The organism is Serratia bockelmannii (genome assembly GCF_051803255.1).
Classification (GTDB): Bacteria; Pseudomonadota; Gammaproteobacteria; order Enterobacterales; family Enterobacteriaceae; genus Serratia; species Serratia bockelmannii.
In genome coordinates this window covers 2,409,634-2,431,812 of sequence record NZ_CP196512.1, presented here as the reverse complement: position 1 = coordinate 2,431,812, position 22,179 = coordinate 2,409,634, and the positions used below count along the sequence as shown (strand labels likewise).

Genomic DNA, 22,179 nt, shown 5'->3' with positions numbered 1-22,179 from the left:
AGCTGAAAAGCCGGCAAGCATAGCGTTATCGGGCGCGACGCCCCATGAAAAGGTTGCTAATGAAATGGCATAACTGTTTCAGCATATTGGAATGTTACCGGCGGCGATTTTTTCACCGCGATCCCCATTGAGCCCCCGTTCGCCCCAATGCTACAATGTGATCTTAATCACACTATTACCGATATTCCCCCGCATTTCCCTGTCGGCGCCCTGCCGGATGCGGCTTTTTGTTACATAGGATCGAGTTCGATGAGTACCATTGCCACCGGTTTAGTCATGATGCGCTGGGAGTTGCTGAGCGCCGTGATGATGTTCTTCGCCAGCCAGTTAAACGTCGTTTGCCGTAAAACCAGCCGCAACGGCATGGCGTTCATGTTCAGCAGCCTGGGCCTGTTTACCGCCTGCTGGTTCGTGATGGGCCTGATGGGCATCCACCTTACCCTGGAAGCCTTCACCCAGTTCTGGTCATCGGCCTGGGATCGCTACGTGGACGTGGTCAGCACCATGCCGGTCGATTGGCCGATGCCGTAACCTCGCTGCACGGGCGGCGCACCGGCCGCCCAGCGATTATTCCTCGTCCGTTGGCGCCGCCGCCAGCCGCGCCATCAACGCCCCCGCCTCAACCAACAGCGCCTGTTCTTGCTCCGTTAAACAACTTTCCATCGCCGCCAGCAGCCACGCCTCGCGCCGGCTGCGGCTTTGCTGCAGCAGGCCCAGCCCGGCGGGCGTCAGACGTACCCGCACCCGGCGTTTATCTTCGGCATCCGGCGTGCGCACCAGCAGCCCGTCGGCCTCCAGCTCACGCAACGCGGCCGCCAGGTTAGAGGAACGCATGCGCTCCGATTCCGCCAGCAGCGACGGCGTCGCCTCGCCGCCGTGGCGATCGATAGCCCCCAACAGCATCAGCTGGGCCCAGGATTTTTCGTCGCTACGCGACTCGCGCCGTAAACGGCGCACCAGCGACATTAACTGCGTGCGCAGCAGCGTCACGTCTTCAGGGTGATCTTTTTTCATTGGCATCAATCTAGCGTTCAGTTTATCCCTGCTTTCACACCGCCGGATCGCGCAGTGCCCTGCCTGGCTACCGCGCCGCTCTGGCTTAACCTAGTTACCTATGATAATATAGCTATTAATATATAGCAAAAAAGACACTGCATCGGCAGGGTTACGTTTGCTCACGCATTTGCCCCTCGCCGATTAATTTGCAGTGTTATTATTATTTTGATTAATAAATCCCTCCTTATTCAACGTGGTACGGTAAGCCGATGGAAGCGTGGAAAGTCAATCTGATCTCGGTCTGGCTCGGGTGTTTCTTCACCGGGCTGGCGATGAGCCAAATCCTCCCTTTTCTGCCGCTGTACGTCGAACAGCTCGGCGTCAGCGATCACCAATCCCTCAGCCTGTGGTCCGGGCTGGTGTTCAGCGGCACCTTTTTGGTCTCGGCGGTGGTCTCGCCGCTGTGGGGCAGCCTGGCCGACCGCAAAGGCCGCAAGCTGATGCTGCTGCGCGCCTCGCTGGGCATGGCGATCGTCATCGCGCTGCAGGGGCTGGCCACTAACGTGTGGCAGCTGTTCGCGCTGCGCGCCCTGATGGGGCTGACGTCCGGCTATATTCCCAACGCCATGGCGCTGGTCGCCTCGCAGGCGCCGCGCGATAAAAGCGGCTGGGCGCTGGGCACGCTCTCTACCGGGCAGATCTCCGGCGTGATCGCCGGGCCGCTGTTGGGCGGGCTGATGGCCGACCATCTGGGGCTGCGGGTGGTATTTTTCGTCACCGCCGGGCTGATGTTCGTCAGCTTCCTGGTGACGCTGTTCCTGATTAAAGAGCGGCGCATCACGGTGAAAAAAGCGGATCAGCTGAGCGGCAAGGCGGTATTCCGTTCGCTGCCCTATCCGACGCTGATCGTCACCCTGTTCGTTTGTACCCTGATGATCCAGCTGGCTAACTCGTCCATCAGCCCGATCCTGACGCTGTTCATTCGCGAGCTATCGGGCGACGTCAGCAATATCGCCTTTGTCAGCGGCATGATCGCCGCCGTGCCCGGCATTGCGGCGCTGATCTCGGCGCCACGCCTCGGGCGGCTCGGCGATCGCATCGGCACCGCGCGCATCCTGATCGCCGCGCTGCTGTTCACCACCGGCCTGTTCGCCGTGATGGCCTGGGTCAATACGCCGCTGCAGCTGGGCATTCTGCGCTTCCTTCTGGGTTTTGCCGACGGCGCGCTGATGCCGGCGGTGCAGGCGCTGCTGCTGAAGTATTCCTCCGATCAGGTGACCGGGCGCATCTTCGGCTATAACCAATCCTTCATGTACCTGGGGAACGTGGTTGGCCCGCTGCTGGGATCGGGCATTTCGGCGATGATGGGGTTCCGTTGGGTGTTCGCCGTCACGGCAGTCTTGGTGCTTTGCAATGCGCTGCAGCTGCGCCATCAGTTCAAAAAAGTGGAAAATCAACGTGCGGGATAACGGGGAATGTGGGGAAACGCCTCAAGCAGTGGCGGGACAATGACGCCCATCAACCGTACCACCACTGCCAAAGGCGGCCGTAGCCTACTCGACGCGGCGGTCATTTAATATTTATGTAAGTAAATAAAGTGTTGCAGGCGCGTAGAGGGCCGCCGCAGCGGCCCTTGTGGCTCAGAACATGGTATTGTCGTTAGCCGATTTTTCCGGCACATCCTGATTGACGTCCCAATGCTCGGTGATTTTCCCCTGATCGTTCACCCGATAAATATCCACGCTGGCGGTGCCGCGATCCTGCGGGTTATTTTGGTATTTGACGTGAACGTAGACCAGATCGCCGTTGACCGCGCTGCGGTATATTTTGGCGCTGTATTGCGGATTGTCTTTAAAGGTCTGGCTGAAGAAATCGAGGAACGGCTTGATGCCGTCGCCGACGAACGGGTTATGCTGCTTGTAGTTTTCCACAATCAGCCTCTGCGCCACGCCGATGTCGTGGCGGTTGAAGAAGCCCGCGTACAGATCTTCCACCACCTTCAGCTTTTGCTGGGCATGATGATAGCCGCCCTTGCCGGCCGACTTTTGCGACGCCGCCTGATCCGTTGACAACGCCGGGTAACTCGCCAGCAAGCCGCCGACGATCGCACAGGCGATCAATGCCTTTTTCATAACTGCTCCTTAGTTTCCTGAGTGACCTACGATTTTCAGCTGCCCTTTCAGATGGGTGAAGCTGCCGTCCTTGGCGGCGATGTTGGTGTACACCTCGCCGCGCTCAAAGTCCTCGATATGCGTCACGTTGTCGCCGGACTGCGGTTCGTGCCAATAAACCATGTAGACCTTCGGCCGAATCTCCACTGCGGTGTACTGTACCGTGTCGGTAATGCCCTGCGACGCCTCGCCGATACCGGTGAAGGTCATGGTCTTGTCATCGGTAAAATCCAGCTTGAAGGCGAAATCGCCGAAGGTCACCTGCACCACTTTACCGACCGCAATAAACTGCCCGTGTTTTTCCGTCATCGTCGCCGCCTTACTGTTTGTCAGGGAGGGTTGCGCCGCCGTAGCGGCAGGCAATGCCAGGGGGAAAGTCAGGGCTATCGCCAGCGCGATGCCCGTTCGCTTCACTGTTTTCATCGTTCCTTCTCCTTTCCGTGGTTGAAAACGAGAATCATTATTATTTCTTAAGCATTGATGGAAATATAAGAATAATCTCTATTCGCATCAGGCACCTGGCGGCAAAAAAAGACGAGGGAAAATCGCCGTAAAATGGCATGGCAATAGTGCGCTCTGGCCCTTGGTTTTTACGCAATGAACGGGATTACTGCTTTCAAGGAAGGAAACAACTCGGGGATTCGATAGGTCTATAGCGCAGATCGCTTTAAGCTAATGCGTATTTGTTCTTAGGCCGCCCGCCGCTGCAAAACGGCGACGAACGGCACGGCGTTTAACGCAGCCAGGGCGTATAGGTGACGCCAACCAGCAGTCCTTCCGGGCTGAGCAACCGGGTAACGCTTTGCCCCCACGGCTCTTCGCGATTGGCGACCAGCAGCCGATAACCGCGATCGACCAGCCCCTGGGTGGCTACCGCCATGTCGGCTACGTCAAACTCGATCCACGCCTGCGGCACCGCGAGATCCGCCGGCCAGCGATCGTCGCCAAAGCAGGACTGCGCCGCCTGCGCCAGCGGCCACAGGGCAAAATGCTTCACGCCGTCCAGCGCGCCCTGCTCGGCCAGCAGATAGCTCTCGTTGCCCGGCATCGGCTTGAGCGGCAGCCCCAGCGCCTCGACATAAAACGCCTTGCTCTCGTCGCTCTCACGCGTGATGGGCCCGAATCCGGCGACAAACAACACGCCCAGCCCGGCAAATTGTTGATCCATGCTGCACTCCCTTTCGGTTAGCGCCCCTGCCGCACCTGCAGCGGAGCAAATCCATAGGCCGCCTTGAAGCGGTTGCTGAAATGGCTGGCGGAACTGAAGCCGCACGCCAGCGCGATCTCGGTGATCGGCTGTTGGCTATGCCGCAACAGCTGTTCCGCCCGCTGCAGCCGGGCGCGCATCACAAACTGGTGCGGCGCCAGGCCGGTGGCGTGCTTGAACATGCGGGCGAAATGGTATTCGCTCAACCCGGCCTGCGCCGCCAGATCCGCCAACAGCAAAGGCCGATCGAGGTGGCTTGCGATATATTCCCGCACCCGCCTGGCTACCGCAGGGGCCAAGCCGCCGCGCACCGGCGGCAGCTTCCACTGCAGCTGGCTGTAACGCTGGATCAGGTGTGACATCAGCAGGTTCGACGCGCTGCTGAGCGCCAGCAGATTGGCACTGTCTTGCCAGTCGCAGTTAAGCAAAAACTGGCGATACAGCAGCGTGATCTGCGGATCTTCGCCGAAGCTGCGCGGCTCCACGTTGATCGCCGCCGGGCTGCGATCCCAGGTGTGCTCCGCCAGCTGCCGCAGATGCCCATCGGTGCAATACAGGTGCACGAACGACAGATCGCTGCGCACATCCCAGGTGGAGGCGTATTGGCGCGGCATGATGCAGAACCGATCCGGCCCGCCGCCGTTGCGCCAGCCGCCCGGCACCTGCTGGTAACACTCATAGCCGTCGGCGACGTACAGGCTCAGGGTATGGTGGTCGGCGCTCTCCTGCGTGACGCGATCGTTGCAGTTGGACCAGGCGGCCAGCTCCACGCCGGTGCCCAGCAGCACGCTGCCGTGCAGCCGCGCTTTATGCTCACGCAGTGTTTCAAACGCCTGATAGTTGGACATCGCCGGCCCCGTTGTTCGACATGCCGACAGTGTAAAGAGTGGCACCGCCGCATACCAGCCGCCGCCCCGCGCTTTTGGCAAAAAAAGCGCAAGAATATGCAACTGGGCGCAAAGCGCTGCAAGCGCCGCCGCGCGCCAAAGCGGATACTGCGCCATCGGTTTTTTCGGAGTAACAAATAGAATGAATGCGCTGTTGTACCTCGCCGTGGTGCTGATTTGGGGCACCACCTGGATTGCGATCACCCTGCAACAGGAAGGCCCGGTGGCCATTCCCGTCTCAATCGCTTACCGCTTCGCCATTTCCGCCGCGGTGATGTTCGTCGTGCTGTTGCTAACGCGCCGCCTGCGCCGCCTCGCCCCGCGCGATCATCTGTTCTGCGTGCTGCAGGGCTGCTGCGTATTCGGCTTCAACTTCTTCTGCTTCTACCACGCGGCCGCCTACATCAGCAGCGGGCTGGAATCGGTGATCTTCTCGATGGCGGTGCTGTTCAACGCCCTCAACAGCCTGCTGTTTTTCCGCCAGCGCCCCAGCCCCAACCTGCTGCCGGCGGCGCTGCTGGGGTTGACCGGCATCGTGGCGCTGTTCTGGCAAGATCTGGCCGCCACCCGCATGGCGCCGGAGCTGCTTAAAGGCATCGGCCTGAGCGCGCTCGGCACCTACGGCTTCTCGCTGGGCAACATGATCAGCACGCGCCATCAGCGCCGCGGGCTGGATATCTTTTCCACCAACACCTACGCCATGACCTACGGCGCGCTGTTGATGGCGCTGATCGCCCTGGCACAGGGCGCGTCGTTCCAGATGGAATACAGCAGCCGCTATATCGGCTCCCTGTTGTATCTGGCGATCTTCGGATCGGTGATCGCCTTCGCCGCCTACTTCAGCCTGCTCGGCCGCATCGGCGCTGGCGCGGCGGCCTACAGCACCCTGCTGTTCCCGCTGGTGGCGCTGACCATCTCGACGATCTACGAAGGCTACCAGTGGCACTTCAACGCCGTGCTGGGCCTGTGCCTGATCCTGCTGGGCAACCTGGTGATGTTCGCCAAGCCGGGGCTGAAATGGCGACGGGCAGGTATGCCAAAACAAAACTCAACCCTTTGAAGCCATTGGCGAATATCGTTATCATCAGGTTTTGTTGATAACGGATGATGGCCAATGCTCAGAAGTGATGATGTGACACCCCGCGCCTACAAACAGGTGGACGTTTTCACCGCAACGCCGCTGCTCGGCAATCCCGTGGCGGTGGTGCTGGAGGCCGAAGGGCTGAACGACGCGCAGATGCTGGCATTGGCCCGTTGGACCAACCTTTCGGAAACCACCTTTGTGCTTAAACCGACGCACCCGGCGGCGGATTATAAGGTGCGCATCTTCACTACCGAAAAGGAGCTGCCCTTCGCCGGCCACCCGACGCTGGGCACCGCCCACGCCCTGCTGGAAGCCGGATTGGCACCTAAACGGCCTGGGACGGTGATGCAGGAATGCGGCGTCGGTCTGGTGGCGGTCAATATCCAGCCGGAAGGCACCTTGGCGTTCGCCGCGCCCGAAGTTGAGCTCCGCCCAATGGCGGCTGAGGAAACAGAACGGCTGATGGCCGCTTTACGGCCCGCGATGATTGCAGCAAGCCCCCTGCCGGTGATTGCCGAGATGGGTATTCGCTGGCTGATGGTGCGCCTGCCGGACGCGCAGTCCTGCCTGGCGGTGACGCCGGATCAGGACACGATTAAACAGCTGCAAACGGCTTGCGATGTGGATGGCGTGGTGATTTATGGCGCCTGCCCCGCAACCGAACCGGCCGATTACGAAATGCGCGCGTTTATGGTGGAATGCGGTGTTTTGATTGAAGATCCGGTGACCGGCAGCGCCAACGCCTGCCTGGCGCGCTTGCTGAAGGCCAGCCGCTTCCCCGACGGCGGCCAGACCGCACAGGGCTACCTGGTGCGCCAGGGCACCCAACTGAATCGAGATGGCCGCGTGAGCGTGCGCTTTATTGACGGCGAACCCTGGATCGGCGGGCAGTGCTGCACCCTGATTGATGGCACTTTGGGTATTTAGTTTGGGGGCGATCGGCGCCAGCGGCAGGTGCGCGTCGATGTAATTCTGCAGGCTGCGCTCGCCCAGCAGGTTATCCGCCAGATCGTACACCAGCCGCGCGCCCGGTTTGCCCTGATTGGGTCGGCGGTGTTCCTTTCAACGAATTCCCCTAAAATAAAAGAGGGTCATTGTTGACATGTTGTAAAAAATTAAAAATCAGATCCTAATTAATGCACTCTCTTCATTTTTATTTTCACTACTTTTAATAAATGAAATAACTATATCGAGAGAGTCTCTTCTAAATCTTACTTCGTAATTGCCTATATCCATAATCAAAAACACACCTGACATATAGTCAGAACCGTCAGGTTCAAGGTCACCACCGCTAGTATCTTCCCCTGCACCAACCAAAACCTTTCCTGAAGGCACATTCAAAAATAACGATTTATAGTTCTCACTTATGTTATCAACAACTCGAACCGTATACTGACCGTCCTCACCAAGATTCAAAAACAACACGTTACCTTTATTTACTTCTTCCAGTTCATCCTCTGGAATGCTCCACCAATCAGCATCGTCGCTAACTCTATGTTTTAAAGACACCAAATCAAAAATTAACAAGGTCGCAGTATCTGTTGTGAAAGAGAAAGTCTTATTCATATCCCCCCTACTGAAATATTATTTCACTAATTCGGTCGCCCGGTTGGAGACCTGCTTTTCTACCCGCATTTTTAAAGAGCTACCAATGGAGTGTTTGTAATCTTTGTTGCCCGCCGCGTCGGTCACTTCCAGCGGCGAGCTGTTCAGATAAGTGTGATACCCGCATATATTCGCCGGGCGCCTGTCGCCCGCCTGCTCCAGCGCCGCCAGCGGGCTCCACGGACTGGCTAGGTCGTATGGTTCTGCAAAGATATTTATCTTTGCAGTCAACAAATATTAAATGGTAACTATCTTATCTTTTGCTATACCCACAGGCCAGTGACCAGAAAAGTATATACCCACAACTTCTTCCCACTTATTCCCTAAATGTAGATACTGTTCAGAAACATACTCTCTGAAAGCAAAACAAATTCCATTTCTGGCTGCTAAGCTGAAGTCATGAGGCCCGTAATTGAATTTATCCTTAGACAATCCCTTTGTTGCATTCATGACAGCCTTGTTTACTCGAATACGTAAACCAGTAAGTTCCTTAGGTAATACCTCCTTTACTTTGTAGAAAGGAGCCTCCTGAGTCATTGATGTTGGCAACCATTCCACACTATCATAGTATCCCTTAAACTCTGCATCAGTGGGATTAACAAACACCTTCTCAACATTTTCAATTAAAATCACGCGACTATCCAGAACATCTGGGAGTCCCATTCTTGAGAAAAAGCATGAGTTATCGATGCGCTGTAGTAAACTATCAAAGTCAAAATCATTCATGTCACAATCTCAAATCAGTTATAGTTCCAGGAGGCAGTGCTTTTCTGCTTTGTTGAACAGTTGTTCGAAGCACTCCACCGGCGGTATGTGGGTCTGGTACACCAGGTAAATAATGATTAGGTAAAGTGCCATGAGTAGGCATCAAATTACACCATTTATTCGCCCCTACTTTCTAGTGGAATTATCTGGTTCGGGGTAGCGCCTGTCGGCCTGGCTCTACCTGTCTAGCTCATAGGCGGTTTTCAGTGAAATAAACATCGATCTTTTAATTAACTCTCAAGGAACGATGTTTATTTAAACTGTTTTATAAGGTTTTTCGACGTCTATCCCAACAACACTTCACCTACCAGAAATACCAAAATCGGCATAACCTTCAGAACTAATTACAAGGCACCACTTTTTATTTCTTTCAAAGAAATAATGATGCTGAGGTATATTTTTTAAGGCAAAATTAAGAAATTCATTAAGTTTATCAGAGTTCATCTTAACTGAAAAATCCAGAGAAGAATCATTGATGTAGTAAATCTCATCGCTCATGGCAATTTCTCTATTTACTGCATTATCCTCTAAAAAAGAAGACACCTGAGATAACCATGACTGATAGTCTCCATGTAACTTAATAAACTTATGTTCTTTTGTTTTAGACCAACTTATCTTAGAGCCAGTCCATTCAAAAGAATCTGACAACTCATCGGCAATCGCTTCCCAATCATCTACGATATTAAAGAAAATAGATTTTTCACCTATTTTATTTCTAATTTCTTCATCAAGTGTCATTACATTCCTCTCCACGGTTTCGACGGGAAATCAAATAGTTCCTGAAGCTTAGTTACTGTAGATTCTTTTGCATCAAATAAGAAGTGCTCTCCCTTATCCTTCCCACTAAAGACATTGATATGAGCACCACTTCTCTCATCATATTCAATCCTAAACCCTGTTTTACCATCAAGGGTGGTCATTCCGACAGGTTGTCCTCTGGTTGCGCCAAATTTCCCTGTATTGACTTTTTCCGCTTTGAAACCACGTTCCTCAAGCCATTTGAGTGCTTTATTCCTAGCTTGTTCATAAGAATCTTTCGGCTCTTTTTCTGTTTTACAAGGCTTACTACTCAACCCCAGCGGATCCACCCACATCAGCGGGTTCGGCGCATACTGATACAGGTTCAACCCGCCCCGCAACCCTATCGGATCCTGCGTGGTGAAACGCCCCACCTCGGGTTCGTAGTAGCGGAACAGGTTGTAGTGCAGGCCGCTTTCGTCGTCCTGGTATTGCCCGGCGTAGCGCAGCGGCTGCTGATACTGCGCGCCCTGCCGCTTCGCCGCGCCGGCCACCGTCTGGCCCTGCAGCTTGCCGAAGGTGTCGTACTGCCCGGACCAGCACAGGTTGCCCGCCGCGTCGGTCACTTCCAGCGGCGCGCTGTTCAGATCGGTGTGATACCAGTAGATATCCGCCGAGCGGCTGTCGCCCGCCTGCTCCAGCGCCGCCAGTGGGCTCCACGGGCTGGCCGGATCGTAGCTCCAGCTGCGACGGCTGCCGTCGTCGCGCTGCTCCTGCAGCAACCGGTAGCCCTGCCACAGGAAACGGGTCGTCTGTGCGGTTTTGCCCTTGTAGCGCACCGCCTTGCGGCTGCGGCGGCCCAGCGCGTCGTAATGGTACTGCGCCTCGAACTCGCCCTGCGGGCCCCGGCCGTGCGCCTGCACCAGCCGGTTGTCGGCGTCGTAGCGGTAGTGCTGTTCGTACAGACCGTTGCGCCGGCTGATCAGGTTGCCCCAGGCGTCGTAACGGTAAAACAGTTTTTGCCAGTGCGTCAGGCGGTTGTCGGCGATCGGCGCCAGCGGCAGGTGCGCGTCGATGTCGTTCTGCGGGCTGCGCTCGCCCAGCAGGTTATCCGCCAGATCGTACACCAGCCGCGCGCCCGGTTTGCCCTGATTGGGTTCGCGGTGTTGCAGCAGGCGGCCTTCGGCGTCGTAACCGTAGTGCACTTCGCCGCGCAGCGCGTCGCTCACCCCGGCCAGCTCGCCGCGGCCGGTGTAGCGATAAGCGCGCCACAGCACGCCGTCTTCCGGCCGGGTCAGTTTGTCGTGGCCGAAGGCGCTGCTCTGCCAGCTGCGGCGGCCCATGGCGTCGTAACGCCGCTGCTGCTGCAGCGCGCCCTGGCTGCGGCCGGTTTCCCGGTGCAGGCGATCGCGGGTGAATTCGCTCACCACCTGCTGGTTGAATTTAATGGCGCTGGCGTGGCCGGAGCCGTAATACAGCCACTGCAGGCGATCGCCCTGCGGCAGCGTCAGCGTCTGCAGGTTGGCCAACGCATCCCACTGGTATTGCAGCTCGCCGTTGACGCCTTGCTCGCCGAGCAGCCGCCCGGCGGCGTCATAGCGCATCTGCACGCTGTCCGGCTCGATGCCCAGCGCCGCGCCGCTCGCCGTCGGCAGGCGGTTCAGCTCGCGCAGCCGCCCCATGGCGTCGAAACGGTAATGCCATTCCGCACTGGCGTTACTGCGCCAGACCAGCTGCCCGGCCTCGTCGAAGCGGAAGCGCTGTTCGCGCTGAGTCAGCTCGCCCGCGCCGCCCGGCAGGCCGACCTCACGGTGCTCTTCCAGCAGCCCGGCCGCGCCGTAACGATAATAGTGGCGGGTGTCGTCCGGGCGCTCTTCGGCCACCACACGGCCCACCGCATCGTAGCTGAAGCGGTAGTCGCCGCCGTTGCCGTTCTCCAGCCGCGTCAGCCAGCCCTGCGGGCTGTAGTGATAGCGCCGGGTGCGGTTGATGCGGTCGGTGATGCTGACCGGCAACCCCAGGGCGTTGTACTGCCAGCGGGTCAGGCTGCCCAGCGCGTCCTGATGTTCGGCCAGCTGGCCGTGCGCATTCCAGTTAAAGCGCTCTTCGCCGCCGTCCGGGTGGATCAGGGTGTGCAGGCGCCCGCCGTTATCCCATAGGTAGCGCGTCTGGTGGCCTTCGGCATCGGTCTGCGCCGTCAGTTGCCCCAGCGCATCGTAGGTATAAGCCGTGACGCTGCCGGAACAGTCGGTGTAGCGCGTCAGCTGGCCGCGGGCGTCCCACTCCAGCTTCACTTCCCCGCCCAGCGCGTCGATCACACTGGCCGGCAGGCTCTCTTCGTCATCCGGATAGCGGTACAGCGTGGCATTGCCCAGGGCATCGACATAACGCGTCGGGCGCCCCAGCGTGTCCCAGTGCTGCGCCTCGCTGCTGCCATCCGGGTACGCGACGGCGAACAGCCGGCCGCTGTTGCGCGAATATTGATAGCGCGTCACGCGGCCGAGCGGATCGGTCTCCGACAGCAGGCGGCCATAAGGATCCCATTCGCTCTGGCGCTGCGCGCCGCCGGGCAGCAGCACGCTGCACAGCTCGCCGCGTTGGTAGATAAAACCGTAGCGGCGCTGGTCGAAATCGGTGTACTGCGCCACGTTGTCGTCGTCATCCAGCCGCCACTCCGCGCGCTTGCCGTCGCCGCGCACCGCGCTGCGGCGCCCGCCGGCGAAGTCGTAACCGAACTCAAGGGATTCTCCGGCGCTGTTGCGGTAGGCCGTCACGCGCGGCACGCCGTCGATCTCTTGCCATTGGTATTCGTTCAGCAGCCCGGCGGCGTCCTGGTGGCTGATCATCAGGCCGTCGCGCCAGCCAAAGCGGCGCGTCACCTCACCGGCGCGGTTGCTCACCGTCGTCAGTTGGCCCTGCTCATCGTAACCGTAGCGCGCCAGCGTCCGTTCGCCTTCGGCGGTTTGCAGCGCCACTTCGCGCAGGCGGCCCTGCGCATAGCGGCACATCAGGCGCTGCCCGGCGCTGTCCACCAGTTCGCTCAGCAGCCCCTCGTCGTCGTAAAACAGCGAGGTGGCGTTGCCGATGGCGTCGGTGATCATGCTGAGCCGGCTCGGCTGCTCGCCCGCCAGCGGCGGGTAGTGGAAAATCTGTTCGCCGACGTCAAACAGCTGCCAGCTGCCGTCATCGTTGTGCATCAGCCAGCATTTTTCGGCTTCGCAGTAAGTTTTGTGGCCGCGCGGCACCATAGGGAAAGCGACGAAGTCGCCGGAAGGCGCGCGCCACACCAGGCCGTCCTGATACGGCTGCAGGCTGCTCTCCCAGAACAGATTCCAGCCGCGGCCCAGTACGCTGTCGCCGGGGTTGCCGCTGCGCCAATAGCGCTGCCAGGCGACCGGCAGGCGCGATGGCAGCACGAAATCGAGATCGTCTTCGCCGTCGAGGAATTTCTGGCCGCTGACGATATCCACCGGCCGGGCGATAATGCCAACCGCGGCGGTCGCGGTCATCAGGGTGCCGGCACGGCAGGCGATGCGCGCCAGTTTGTTGATGCCGGGCAGCTTGCCCAGCAGTTTGCCGAGCGCCCCCAACTTGCCGGCGGCGCCGCCCACGCCGCCCACCAGGCCGGCGAACAGCAGCGTCAGGTCAGAGACCTTGTACAGCCAATCCGGCACTTCGGGCTTGATCGGCAAGGTGGTGACGGTGCCGCCGCCGATAAACACGTTGGGCGAACCTTCCATCACCTGCGCGTCGCAGTTGGTTTTGTCCCCCACGCGCGAGGCGGGCTGGCCGTTGATGCTGACCTTGTCGGAGCCCTGCGCCATCTGCATGCTCGGGCCGTCGTCGCTGCAGGCCACCTGGCTATTGGTGGCGAGCGCGGCGGGTTTGCCGTTGATGAAAACGTTGGGGGAACCGGTGACGATATTGCCTTTGGGGGTCAGGCTACCGGCACCGGCGTCGGCAATGCCGTCGCGCGCCGCGGTGGCCGCCTCCCCGGTGAGATACCCCACCGCCAGGCTGGCGCCGATAAGCAGCACGCCGACGCCGATACAGGAGGCCGCCAGGCCGGCGACGAACAGCGCCCCCGCCGCCACCGCGCCTGCGGCGGCGATCAGGCCGCCGACAAGGGTGCCGGCAATCATGCCGGCCAGGGCATGGGAATGCCCGATAATATCGCCGACGCGAGCCGCTTCGGTCATCGTAAGGTCCTTTTACGCAAAGAGTTCATCGTTAGGCCGCCCGGTAGCTGCTCAGCACCTGCTGCAGCAGCGCGTCGTCTTGTGGCGTCAGCTTGCGCGCCATCGCCAGGGTGAACACCAGCACCCGGCCTTCCGCCAGGGCGAACACCGCCTGGTTCTGCCAGATGCGTTTGCCGTCGCGCAGGTAGCTGGCGCGCACCCATTCACCGGCGGCCAGCCCATCGCCCAGCGTCGCCGGCTCGCGGCTTTTGAACGCCCAACCTTTCAGCCCCTGTGCCAGCGCATCGAGCTGGCGGGTGACGTAGCCTTCCAGGTTCTCCGCCGGCTGCAGCGCATCGCGGGAAATATTGACTGAGGGGGAAACATCATCGCCGGCCAACAGGACGTTGACCGTGCGATCGGCATAGCCTTCCGGCAAAGCGACGCTGCCTTCGCTGAAAGCGCAGCGGGATAAAGCGGACATGCGAGGATCCTTTTGCATAAATAATGCTTAAGCATCGCATAACTTAGCCTTGAAATAAAACCATCAGGCGCCGCCAATGTTGCGCGGCGTGACCGCGTTCACTGTGAAAAAGAGCGTTGCCCGGAATCTGGCCGGGAATCAAACCGTCATATACAGAATTATCTGAAACCACTGGCGCGCCGCCGCGCCGATTATGGCTATACTCGGCTTTCGTCCGTTTTCAGGAGATCAGGATGCTGAGATTCACCCGTAGTGCGCTGCTGTGCGCCGCGCTGGCCGCGTTCAACGCCGGCGCCGCCGAAACGCCGACGTTCGGCCCGGAGCTGCAGGGCTTTCACTACCCCTACCCGTTGCAGCAGTTCAGCTTCACCTCGCAGGGGCAGCCGTTAAAAATGGGCTATATGGACGTGCCGCCGGAAGGCGCCGCCAACGGCCGCACCGCACTGTTGCTGCACGGTAAAAACTTCTGCGCCGCCACCTGGCAGGACACCATCAAGGCGCTGAGCAAGGCCGGCTACCGCGTGATCGCGCCGGACCAAATCGGCTTTTGCTCCTCTACCAAGCCGGCGCATTACCAGTACAGCTTCCAGCAGCTGGCGCAAAATACCCACGGCCTGCTGCAGAACCTGAACATCAGCAAGGCCATCGTCATCGGCCACTCCACCGGCGGCATGCTGGCCACGCGCTACAGCCTGATGTATCCGCAGGCGGTGGAACAGCTGGTGATGGTCAACCCGATCGGCCTCGAGGACTGGAAGGCGAAAGGCGTGCCGTGGCGCAGCGTCGATCAATGGTTCGCGCGCGAGCTGAACACCACCGCCGAGGGCATCCGCAATTATGAGCAGCACACCTACTACGGCGGCCGCTGGAAGCCGGAGTACGATCGCTGGGTGGATATGCTGGCCGGGCTGAACAACGGGCCGGGCCACCGCCTGGTGGCGTGGAACTCGGCGCTGATCTACGACATGATCTTCACCCAGCCGGTGTACTACGAGTTCAAGGATCTGCAAACCCCCACCACGCTGATGATCGGCACCGCCGACACCACCGCCATCGGCAGCGATATCGCCCCGCCGGCAGTCAAGGCCAAAATCGGGCATTACGCGGTGCTGGGCAAACAGGCGGCGAAACTCATCCCGCACGCCACGCTGATCGAGTTCGCCGGGCTGGGCCATGCGCCGCAAATGGAGGAGCCGGCGCGCTTCCATCAGGCGTTGCTCAAGGCGCTGCAACCCTGAGCGGCCGGTTGGCGCGGCCGCCGCACGGCGGCTAAACTTTCAGCTGGCACTCAACTGCAGGAGACAGCCATGCGACAGATTATTGCCAGCGCGTTCGTCAGCCTCGACGGCGTGATGCAGGCGCCCGGCGGGCAAGACGAAGACCGCAGCGGCGGCTTTCGCTTCGGCGGCTGGACCGCGCCCTATTGGGATGACGCCGTCGCGGAAACGATGAGCGATCTTTTCTCTGCGCCTTTCGATCTGCTGCTCGGGCGGCGCACCTACGATATCTTCGCCGGCTACTGGCCGCATATCACCGACGAGGCCGACCCGTTTTCCGCCGACATCGCCCGCGTGTTCAATCAGGCCACCAAGTACGTCGCCACCCACCACGGCGAGACGCTGACGTGGGAGAACAGCCAGTGGCTGGGGCAAGACATCCTCGCCCGGCTGCGCGAGCTGAAGCGCACCCAGGGGCCGGTGCTGCTGGTGCAGGGCAGCAGCACGCTGATGCAACAGCTGCTGGCCAACGATCTGGTGGATGAACTGCGCTTGCTCACCTACCCGGTGCTGCTCGGCGGCGGCAAGCGGCTGTTCGATGACAACGCGGCGCCGGCGGCCTTCACGCTGGCCCACTCGGTGGTCTCACCCGGCGGCGTGATCGTGGCTCATTACCGCCGTTCCGGCGAGGTAACGACCGGTTCCTTCGTGGCGGAAAGCGCGGCGGCGGCCCGGTCAGTGTAAATGAAGTAGTCGTCTTGCAACCGGCTGGCATCCTTCTCGGCGTCAAGTGTCAGACAAAGCTCAACGTCTTTGGCAAAGCCGCGTTCTATCAGCTCCCGGGCAGAACTGCACTCGAACAATATGTTAATTGGTAGCGTTCGATAGCAAGCTGCGGCCGCCAAGGCTTCTGGGGACAGTGTTTTCCCCGAGAACAGAGAGGCTATGCCGCCTGCAACCACCCAGTCCTCTAGCGCCGGACGCAAACTGCCGTCCGGCCACTTCTCTCCACCGGCAACGATCAATATTTTTTTGTACCCGTTGCAAGCATCCGCCGTCGCCGTCAGATTTCTCAAACAGCCGGCGTACACCACGGCTCCTGACTCACGAGCCTTAAACGCCAGTGCAGAGCCATTAGGTGATGGTAGCACTAATTTTGTGCCCGGATTCAACGCGGCCAGTGAAGCAGGTGAAAGAGAGTAGCCTTCTCCGGCGAAGCGTCGGTTGGCATTGGCAGCTACAGCCCCGAATGTTTCGGCATACTGCTGTACCCTGTCATCTTTCCATGGGTAAGGATAAACCACCGCGCCTCGAGATAATGCAACGCTCACACAGGTTGCGAAAGACATCACATCGACGATAACGACGCAATCCACATCCTGCGCCATCAATTCAACCGCCTGAATTCCCCATTCAAGACGAACATCGAATCTTGATTGTGAAAAAAAACCGCTCATGATCACGCTCCCAAAAAAGGGCCGTCAGGCCCTTGTATAATGAGACGATTTGCTCAGTTTATCAGGCAAACAAAATATCGCTCTGTTCGACCTGCCCGACCACGTGGATCTTGAAGTCGGCGGCGTAGCTGTTGCTCTGGGTGTTCATCAGCAGATCGGTGGTGCCGTTGAAGGCGTCGAAGTTGAGCTGGATCTCGCCTTTCTGGCCGCTGAAGGCGCTGCCGCTGTCGATAAAGCGCAGCTCGCTCAGGCTGTTGTTGAAGCGCAGGCCGGAGAGATCGATCTTGTCGATGCCGTGCTCGAAGTCTTCAATCACGTCGAACGCCGCCACCGTGGACTCTTTGGCGTTGAGATAGACGAAATAGTCGGTGAAGTTATTGGCGTCTTTGCCGCCCCACAGATGATCCGCCCCCAGGCCGCCGTACAGGATATCGGAGCCGGCGTTGCCCGCCAGCAGGTTGTCCTGATCGTTGCCGATGATCACATCGCGCCCGCTGCCGCCGATGGCGTTCTCGATGATCGCCCCGCGCGCGATGGCGACGTTCTGCGTGCCGCCGCCGACGCTGGAGAACGCGCCGTCGTTCAGATTGATCATCTGCTGCTGGCTGTAGCCGGAGAAGTCCAGCGTGTCGTTGCCGCCGGCGTCCCACACCGCGAAGTTGACCGGTTTGCCGTTGTCCGCCGTGGCGGTCAGGAAATCGCGCCCGGTGTTGGAGTTGAAGCCGTACACCGTGTCGCCGGTGCGGGTGCTCATGTTGGCGCCGTACAATTTTTGGATCGCGGCGATGTCATCCACCATCGGGCCATAACCATAGACCCCTTTGGTGTCGGCGCCGGTGTAACCGGCGTTGAAATAGCTCATGATCGAGTATTGCAACGAATCCTGATAATAGGCGGCATCGTTCTGGTAGCTCGGGTTGCCCAGCGACGCGTCATAAGATCCCGGGTGCGCCAGCCCCAGGGCATGCCCCAGCTCGTGGGTGAAGGTCTGGCTGCTGAAGTCACCGCTAACCGGCGCCTGATGGGTGGCAAAGTTCTTGTTGAACCACACCGTGCCCGCAAAGGCGTTATCGCTGCCCGATTTGGAACTCGGCGGGTAATAGGCGTACGCGTTGATGGCATTCGGGCCGCTGCCGGCGGCGGTGCTGCCGTCGGCGCGCTGGGTGAAGTAAGCGAAGGTGATGTCCGCGCGGTGGTTGATATCGGTGGACGCCGCCTCGGTAAAGGTCACGTTCGCCACGTCGGCCCACGCCTGCATCGATTTCAGCGCCTGAGCCTGCGCCGCCTGGGTCAACGGCTGCAACCCCTTGTCGCCGTCACCGGTCTGGCCGATGCGGTTCAGCGCGCTCTGCGTCAGGAAGGAATAGGTCAGCGCGACCGGCTGGTGATACACCTGATCGCCGTTGTGCGTCAGGCCCGGCCGCGTCAGCTGATCGGCGGCGCGATCGAAGCTGAAGTTATCGCGGATTTTACCCAGGTTGTCGATGGCTGCCCCGCCGCGCTGGTTGCTGTACAGGTTAGCGTTGTCCAGCGTGAACAGCGCGCCGTAGCCCAAGCCGTCATAGGGGCTGCCGGGCTGGTGATAGTAAAACTGATAGTTATGATCGTTGGGGGATGTGGCGGCCAGGCTGGTGAACTCATCATCATCTTGCAAAATGTCGTTGTGGCGACTGCGCATTGTATTCTCCTTTTACACAATAGGAACCCACTCGCTTTGTAAGACTATTCATCAGTCGTTCTAATCTAAGCCAAGGCTTAGGAATGACCAGTATAGTGACTCACCCCGCTGGCGCGAGCCCACCCGGCCTGGCTTCACCGCGCCGGGCATAGAGATGGAGATACGCATAACAATTTGTATTCTCACTATATTAATGAGAAAAATGAGCGCATTAACGGGTTAATTATTCGTCTTTTTGCGTATTTTATCACCGATCAGATCAGAATAATCGAGGATTAAAAAACCTAATCCTTCCCTCATCATCAAGATAGGTACGTGCTAAAGTGTGAACGGACAGCCGAAAGGAGTGACCCGATGCCAACCCATTTCCTTATGCGCGCCTTGCGCCGCGCCAGCCTGACAGGAGTCGTTATGAGCATATTGTGCAGCAGTGCCCTGGGCAGTTCACTGCCGTTGCTGGAACCCGCCGCGCTGAAGGGCGACTGGCAGCTCGCCGCCATCGGCGACGGTAAAACCGTCTGCGAGGTGCAGCTGAGCGACGAAGCGGTCGCCAACACCAACGCTTTCCGTTTCAGCGCCTCCGCCCAATGCCTGCAGCCGCTGGCGCTGCACGCGCTGCCGGTCGCCTGGCGGCCGACGCCGGACGGCATGACGCTGACCGACGCCGAAGGGAGCATGGTGGCGTTTCTGGCCCTGACCGCGCCGAAGCGCTATGAGCTGATCGACCGCAACGGCCCTTCGCGCTTTGTACTGATCCCGCGCTAACCCTTCAGGCGAACAGTAACCCGAGCAGCGCGCCGCCCGCCAGCACCCACAGCGGATGGAGGCGCTTGCTCATGCTCAACCCCGTCGCCAGCGCCACGATTGCCGCCAGCCGCCAGCTGGGCGCGGAAGCCTCGGCGATCAAGATACCGCTGGCCGCCACCAACCCCACGGTCAGCGGCACCAGTCCGGCCTGCACGATGCGGCGCCACGGGCGATCCTTAAAGCGCCGCCAGGCGCCCATCACCAATAGCGTAACGATGGAAGACGGCCCGAACTTGGCGATCGAAGACACTAACAGCCCCGCCCAGCCGGCGACGTGCCAGCCGACCAGCGGCACGATCATCATGTTCGGCCCCGGCGCGGCCTGCGCCATGGCGAACAGCGCGCTGAACTCCTGGGCGCTCATCCACTGATGCACCTCAACCACCTGCCGCTGCATTTCCGGCAGAATGGTCATGCCGCCGCCGAACGCCAATAAAGAAAGCTCGGTGAAGATCAGCGCCAACGCAATCAACACCCCGCTCATGACGGCCACCGCCACATCAGCAGAATGCTCAGCGGCGCCAGCACCAGCATGGTCGGCAACAGCGGCAGGCGCAGCCAGGCGATGGCGATCAGCGCCAGCGCGACGATCGCCATCGCCGGCCATTTACCGCGCAGCGGCAGCAGCATCTTGATCCCGGTAGACAGCAGCAGCCCGGCGGCGGCGGCGGCCAGCCCGGCGAACACATGCTGCACATGCGGATCGTTTTGGAAGCGGGCGTACACCACGCCCAGCCCCACCACGATCGCCGTCGGCGCGCTGATGAGGCCCAGCAAGGCGCACAGCGCGCCGCGCAGCCCGCGAAACTCCATGCCCACCGCCACCGACAGGTTGATCACATTGCCGCCGGGCAGGAACTGGCACAGACCGAGCAGCTCGGTAAACTGTTCGCCGCTCAGCCAGCGCCGGCGCTCCACCAGCATACTGCGCGCCATCGGCAGCACGCCGCCGAAGCCGATCAGCCCCAGCCAGAGAAAGCCCAAAAACAGCTCCGCATTACCCGGCGCTGCCGCCGGGTGCGGTTTTAACGTATTGATATCTGACATGACATTGCCGTTCCACATCGCTTGTTTTGATGTCTGGTATCATGCGCGCCGCCGTGCCATGATGTCTAATGCATTCCGGAGAAACTAACAATACCTTTGAGGTATGGCTATGATCGAACTGCGTCGCCTGCGGGCATTCGTCACCGTGGTGGAAGAAGGCAACATCACCCGCGCCGCCGAGCGGCTGTTTATCCAACAGCCGCCGCTGACCCGCCTGCTGCAGGGGCTGGAAGACGAACTGGGCGTAACCTTGTTGCAGCGCCTGCCGCGCGGCGTGCGCGTCACCGAAGCGGGGGGCGTGCTGTTTGAAGAGGCTCGCGCCCTGCTGGCGCGCGCCGAACGCCTGCGCGAAGCGGTACAGCGCGCCGCCCGCGGCGAGCAGGGCCACATCGCCATCGGTTTCACCAGTTCCGCCGCGCTGCATCCGTTCGTGCCCAACCTGCTGCGCCGCTACCGCGACATCCTGCCGGGTATCACCACCCAGTTGGAAGAAGCCGGCAGCGGCGAACTGATGGAGGCGTTGCTGGAACAGCGCCTCGACGCCGCCTTCGTGCGTTCGCCGGCCAACGGCATTCCCGGCCTGAGCGTCGAGCCGGTGCTCAGCGAGCCGATGATCGTCGCCCTGCCGCTGGGCCACCGGCTGGCGCAAGAAACGCAGCAGCCGCTGCCGCTGGCCGAACTGGCCCACGAGGCGTTTATTCTCTATCGCCGCCCGGCCGGCCAGGGGCTGTACGACGCCATCCTGGCCGCCTGCCACCGCGCCGGCTTCAGCCCGCGCATCGTGCAGGAAGCGCCACGCCTGCCGGCCACCCTCAGCCTGGTCGGCGCCGGGCTGGGGTTGTCAATCGTGCCCGGCTCGATGCGGCGGCTGGGCGGCGACGGCATTGTCTACCGCACCCTCGCCGAAGAAGCGCAGCTCAGCGCCCCGCTTTACCTGGCGCTGCGCCATAGCCCGGCCTCACCGATCGTCGAGCGCTTTCGCGAACTGGTCGCCGAGGCGGTTCAGGCCTCGGGCTGATCGGTGATGCGCGTCAGGTGGATCATCAAATACAGCAGCTCATCGTTCGACATCTCCATTTGCAGCAGATTCTTCACGTAATCGCGGATCAATAGCGCACCACGATAGGCATGCGGGTACTCGGCCATCATCTGGGCAAACAGAAAGTCGGCCTTCGAGGTCATCTGTTTGCCGTCGAGCATGCGCTGGATAAAGAACTGCATATGCACTAAAAAGCGCGCGTAGTTCAGCGAATCGGTGTCGATATTGAGGCGAAAGTGATACTTGATGATATTGAAAATATCTTTCAGCATCTTCACCGCCAGCAACGTGTGCTCCATGTTTTGCACTTCGGTCTGGCCGTTGACCAGGTGAAAGGCGATATTGCCCGCTTCCTCTTCAGGCAGTTGGATACTCAGCCGCTGGTTAATGTAGGCCAAGGCTTGCAGCCCCACCGCAAACTCTCGCGGGTAGAAACGCTTCACCTCGAACAGCAGGCGGTTTTGGATGGCGATACCCTTGTGATGACGTTCGATAGCAAAACTGACGTGATCCGCCAGCGTAAAGAAAATCTGTTCATTAATGTTGCCGTTCAGTTGGCGGTTGGCCTCACTGAGGATCATCTGCACAATTTCGATGTGTTCCGTCGGGGCAGTTTCAATCAGCCGCAGGTAATCGCGCCCCTTTTGCCCCTCCTGCACCACATACACTTTCTCAATGGCGGCCGGGTTGATCTCGTCTCCGGTTTTGCTGTTAAAACCAATTCCCTTGCCCATGACGATAACCTCACGGTTATCGTCGTCCGCGGTTAACACCAGACTGTTGTTGAGCACCTTAATGACTTTCATCGTCTCGGCCGTC

Annotated in this window: 23 protein-coding genes and 1 pseudogene; 8 read left to right on the top strand and 16 right to left on the bottom strand. The window is 59.8% G+C overall.

Annotation, left to right across the window (positions count from 1 at the left end):
• The first annotated feature begins 249 nt into the window (after positions 1-249).
• Positions 250-531: a YjcB family protein gene (locus tag ACSJLU_RS11720; RefSeq protein ID WP_033634498.1), complete on the top strand. Its 282-nt coding sequence runs from the start codon at positions 250-252 to the stop codon at positions 529-531.
• A 36-nt stretch (positions 532-567) separates the two neighbouring features.
• Here the strand turns inward: ACSJLU_RS11720 and ACSJLU_RS11715 are convergent, their stop codons facing one another.
• Complete coding sequence (locus ACSJLU_RS11715) at positions 568-1,014, bottom strand: MarR family winged helix-turn-helix transcriptional regulator (protein ID WP_038629307.1); 447 nt, start codon at positions 1,012-1,014, stop codon at positions 568-570.
• 251 nt (positions 1,015-1,265) lie between these two features.
• On the opposite strand from ACSJLU_RS11715, the gene ACSJLU_RS11710 reads away from it, so the two are divergent.
• The gene (locus tag ACSJLU_RS11710; RefSeq protein ID WP_004940721.1) at positions 1,266-2,465 is read left to right on the top strand and encodes a multidrug efflux MFS transporter; all 1,200 of its coding nucleotides are present in this window, start codon (positions 1,266-1,268) and stop codon (positions 2,463-2,465) included.
• A gap of 171 nt (positions 2,466-2,636) precedes the next feature.
• On the opposite strand, the gene ACSJLU_RS11705 is transcribed toward ACSJLU_RS11710, so the two are convergent.
• From ACSJLU_RS11705 to ACSJLU_RS11690, 4 genes are all read right to left on the bottom strand, one after another.
• Positions 2,637-3,128: a nuclear transport factor 2 family protein gene (locus ACSJLU_RS11705; protein ID WP_025302780.1), complete on the bottom strand. Its 492-nt coding sequence runs from the start codon at positions 3,126-3,128 to the stop codon at positions 2,637-2,639.
• Between the two features lie 9 nt (positions 3,129-3,137).
• Entirely contained in the window at positions 3,138-3,590 is a 453-nt protein-coding gene (locus ACSJLU_RS11700; RefSeq protein ID WP_142590397.1) for a MoaF-related domain-containing protein, read from the bottom strand.
• A gap of 310 nt (positions 3,591-3,900) precedes the next feature.
• Positions 3,901-4,335, bottom strand: a complete 435-nt coding sequence (locus ACSJLU_RS11695; protein WP_369435743.1) for a glyoxalase — start codon at positions 4,333-4,335, stop codon at positions 3,901-3,903.
• Positions 4,336-4,352: 17 nt separating this feature from the next.
• Positions 4,353-5,222 (bottom strand): AraC family transcriptional regulator, encoded by an 870-nt coding sequence (locus ACSJLU_RS11690; protein WP_342102260.1) that lies wholly within the window; start codon positions 5,220-5,222, stop codon positions 4,353-4,355.
• A gap of 181 nt (positions 5,223-5,403) precedes the next feature.
• Here ACSJLU_RS11690 and ACSJLU_RS11685 point away from each other — a divergent pair, with 181 nt between their 5' ends.
• Positions 5,404-6,321, top strand: a complete 918-nt coding sequence (locus ACSJLU_RS11685; RefSeq protein ID WP_380826902.1) for a DMT family transporter — start codon at positions 5,404-5,406, stop codon at positions 6,319-6,321.
• Positions 6,322-6,375: 54 nt separating this feature from the next.
• The gene (locus ACSJLU_RS11680) at positions 6,376-7,272 is read left to right on the top strand and encodes a PhzF family phenazine biosynthesis protein (RefSeq protein ID WP_380826898.1); all 897 of its coding nucleotides are present in this window, start codon (positions 6,376-6,378) and stop codon (positions 7,270-7,272) included.
• 195 nt (positions 7,273-7,467) lie between these two features.
• Here ACSJLU_RS11680 and ACSJLU_RS11675 read toward each other — a convergent pair whose 3' ends face one another.
• The 6 genes and pseudogenes from ACSJLU_RS11675 to ACSJLU_RS11650 form a co-directional block, all read right to left on the bottom strand.
• Positions 7,468-7,911, bottom strand: a complete 444-nt coding sequence (locus tag ACSJLU_RS11675) for a DUF6386 family protein (protein ID WP_197819050.1) — start codon at positions 7,909-7,911, stop codon at positions 7,468-7,470.
• A gap of 105 nt (positions 7,912-8,016) precedes the next feature.
• A pseudogene (locus ACSJLU_RS11670) lies at positions 8,017-8,148 on the bottom strand (RHS repeat-associated core domain-containing protein); the annotation flags it as partial.
• A gap of 39 nt (positions 8,149-8,187) precedes the next feature.
• A complete protein-coding gene (locus ACSJLU_RS11665; RefSeq protein WP_197819048.1) occupies positions 8,188-8,676 on the bottom strand; it encodes a hypothetical protein in 489 nt (162 codons plus the stop codon).
• A 339-nt stretch (positions 8,677-9,015) separates the two neighbouring features.
• On the bottom strand, positions 9,016-9,453 hold the full coding sequence (locus ACSJLU_RS11660) for a type IV secretion protein Rhs (RefSeq protein ID WP_197819047.1): 438 nt from the start codon (positions 9,451-9,453) through the stop codon (positions 9,016-9,018).
• Positions 9,453-13,652, bottom strand: a complete 4,200-nt coding sequence (locus tag ACSJLU_RS11655; protein WP_380826887.1) for an RHS repeat-associated core domain-containing protein — start codon at positions 13,650-13,652, stop codon at positions 9,453-9,455. The genes ACSJLU_RS11660 and ACSJLU_RS11655 overlap by 1 nt, the downstream gene beginning before the upstream one ends.
• Before the next feature lie 31 nt (positions 13,653-13,683).
• Positions 13,684-14,115 (bottom strand): DcrB-related protein, encoded by a 432-nt coding sequence (locus tag ACSJLU_RS11650; RefSeq protein ID WP_049207056.1) that lies wholly within the window; start codon positions 14,113-14,115, stop codon positions 13,684-13,686.
• Positions 14,116-14,348: 233 nt separating this feature from the next.
• Between ACSJLU_RS11650 and ACSJLU_RS11645 the strand changes: the two genes are divergently transcribed.
• A complete protein-coding gene (locus tag ACSJLU_RS11645; protein WP_049206108.1) occupies positions 14,349-15,353 on the top strand; it encodes an alpha/beta fold hydrolase in 1,005 nt (334 codons plus the stop codon).
• 69 nt (positions 15,354-15,422) lie between these two features.
• Positions 15,423-16,076, top strand: a complete 654-nt coding sequence (locus tag ACSJLU_RS11640; protein ID WP_380826883.1) for a dihydrofolate reductase family protein — start codon at positions 15,423-15,425, stop codon at positions 16,074-16,076.
• Here the strand turns inward: ACSJLU_RS11640 and ACSJLU_RS11635 are convergent.
• Both ACSJLU_RS11635 and ACSJLU_RS11630 read right to left on the bottom strand, forming a co-directional pair.
• Positions 16,004-16,789 carry a 2-phosphosulfolactate phosphatase gene (locus ACSJLU_RS11635; RefSeq protein ID WP_380826880.1) on the bottom strand — a complete coding sequence of 262 codons (786 nt, stop codon included), beginning with the start codon at positions 16,787-16,789 and terminating at the stop codon, positions 16,004-16,006. The two genes, ACSJLU_RS11640 and ACSJLU_RS11635, sit on opposite strands and share 73 nt — an antisense overlap.
• A gap of 61 nt (positions 16,790-16,850) precedes the next feature.
• Positions 16,851-18,467, bottom strand: coding sequence for a serralysin family metalloprotease (locus tag ACSJLU_RS11630; RefSeq protein ID WP_142590405.1), 1,617 nt, complete (start codon positions 18,465-18,467; stop codon positions 16,851-16,853).
• Positions 18,468-18,878: 411 nt separating this feature from the next.
• On the opposite strand from ACSJLU_RS11630, the gene ACSJLU_RS11625 reads away from it, so the two are divergent.
• Positions 18,879-19,232: a protease inhibitor Inh/omp19 family protein gene (locus ACSJLU_RS11625; RefSeq protein ID WP_016927814.1), complete on the top strand. Its 354-nt coding sequence runs from the start codon at positions 18,879-18,881 to the stop codon at positions 19,230-19,232.
• A 4-nt stretch (positions 19,233-19,236) separates the two neighbouring features.
• Here the strand turns inward: ACSJLU_RS11625 and ACSJLU_RS11620 are convergent, their stop codons facing one another.
• Both ACSJLU_RS11620 and ACSJLU_RS11615 read right to left on the bottom strand, forming a co-directional pair.
• Complete coding sequence (locus ACSJLU_RS11620) at positions 19,237-19,758, bottom strand: chromate transporter (protein ID WP_025302761.1); 522 nt, start codon at positions 19,756-19,758, stop codon at positions 19,237-19,239.
• Positions 19,755-20,321, bottom strand: a complete 567-nt coding sequence (locus ACSJLU_RS11615) for a chromate transporter (protein ID WP_025302760.1) — start codon at positions 20,319-20,321, stop codon at positions 19,755-19,757. Before ACSJLU_RS11615 ends, ACSJLU_RS11620 begins: the two co-directional genes overlap by 4 nt.
• Before the next feature lie 103 nt (positions 20,322-20,424).
• On the opposite strand from ACSJLU_RS11615, the gene ACSJLU_RS11610 reads away from it, so the two are divergent.
• The gene (locus ACSJLU_RS11610; protein WP_043143219.1) at positions 20,425-21,339 is read left to right on the top strand and encodes a LysR family transcriptional regulator; all 915 of its coding nucleotides are present in this window, start codon (positions 20,425-20,427) and stop codon (positions 21,337-21,339) included.
• Here the strand turns inward: ACSJLU_RS11610 and licT are convergent.
• The gene (licT, locus tag ACSJLU_RS11605; protein WP_043143221.1) at positions 21,324-22,166 is read right to left on the bottom strand and encodes a BglG family transcription antiterminator LicT; all 843 of its coding nucleotides are present in this window, start codon (positions 22,164-22,166) and stop codon (positions 21,324-21,326) included. The two genes, ACSJLU_RS11610 and licT, sit on opposite strands and share 16 nt — an antisense overlap.
• Positions 22,167-22,179 lie beyond the last annotated feature (13 nt).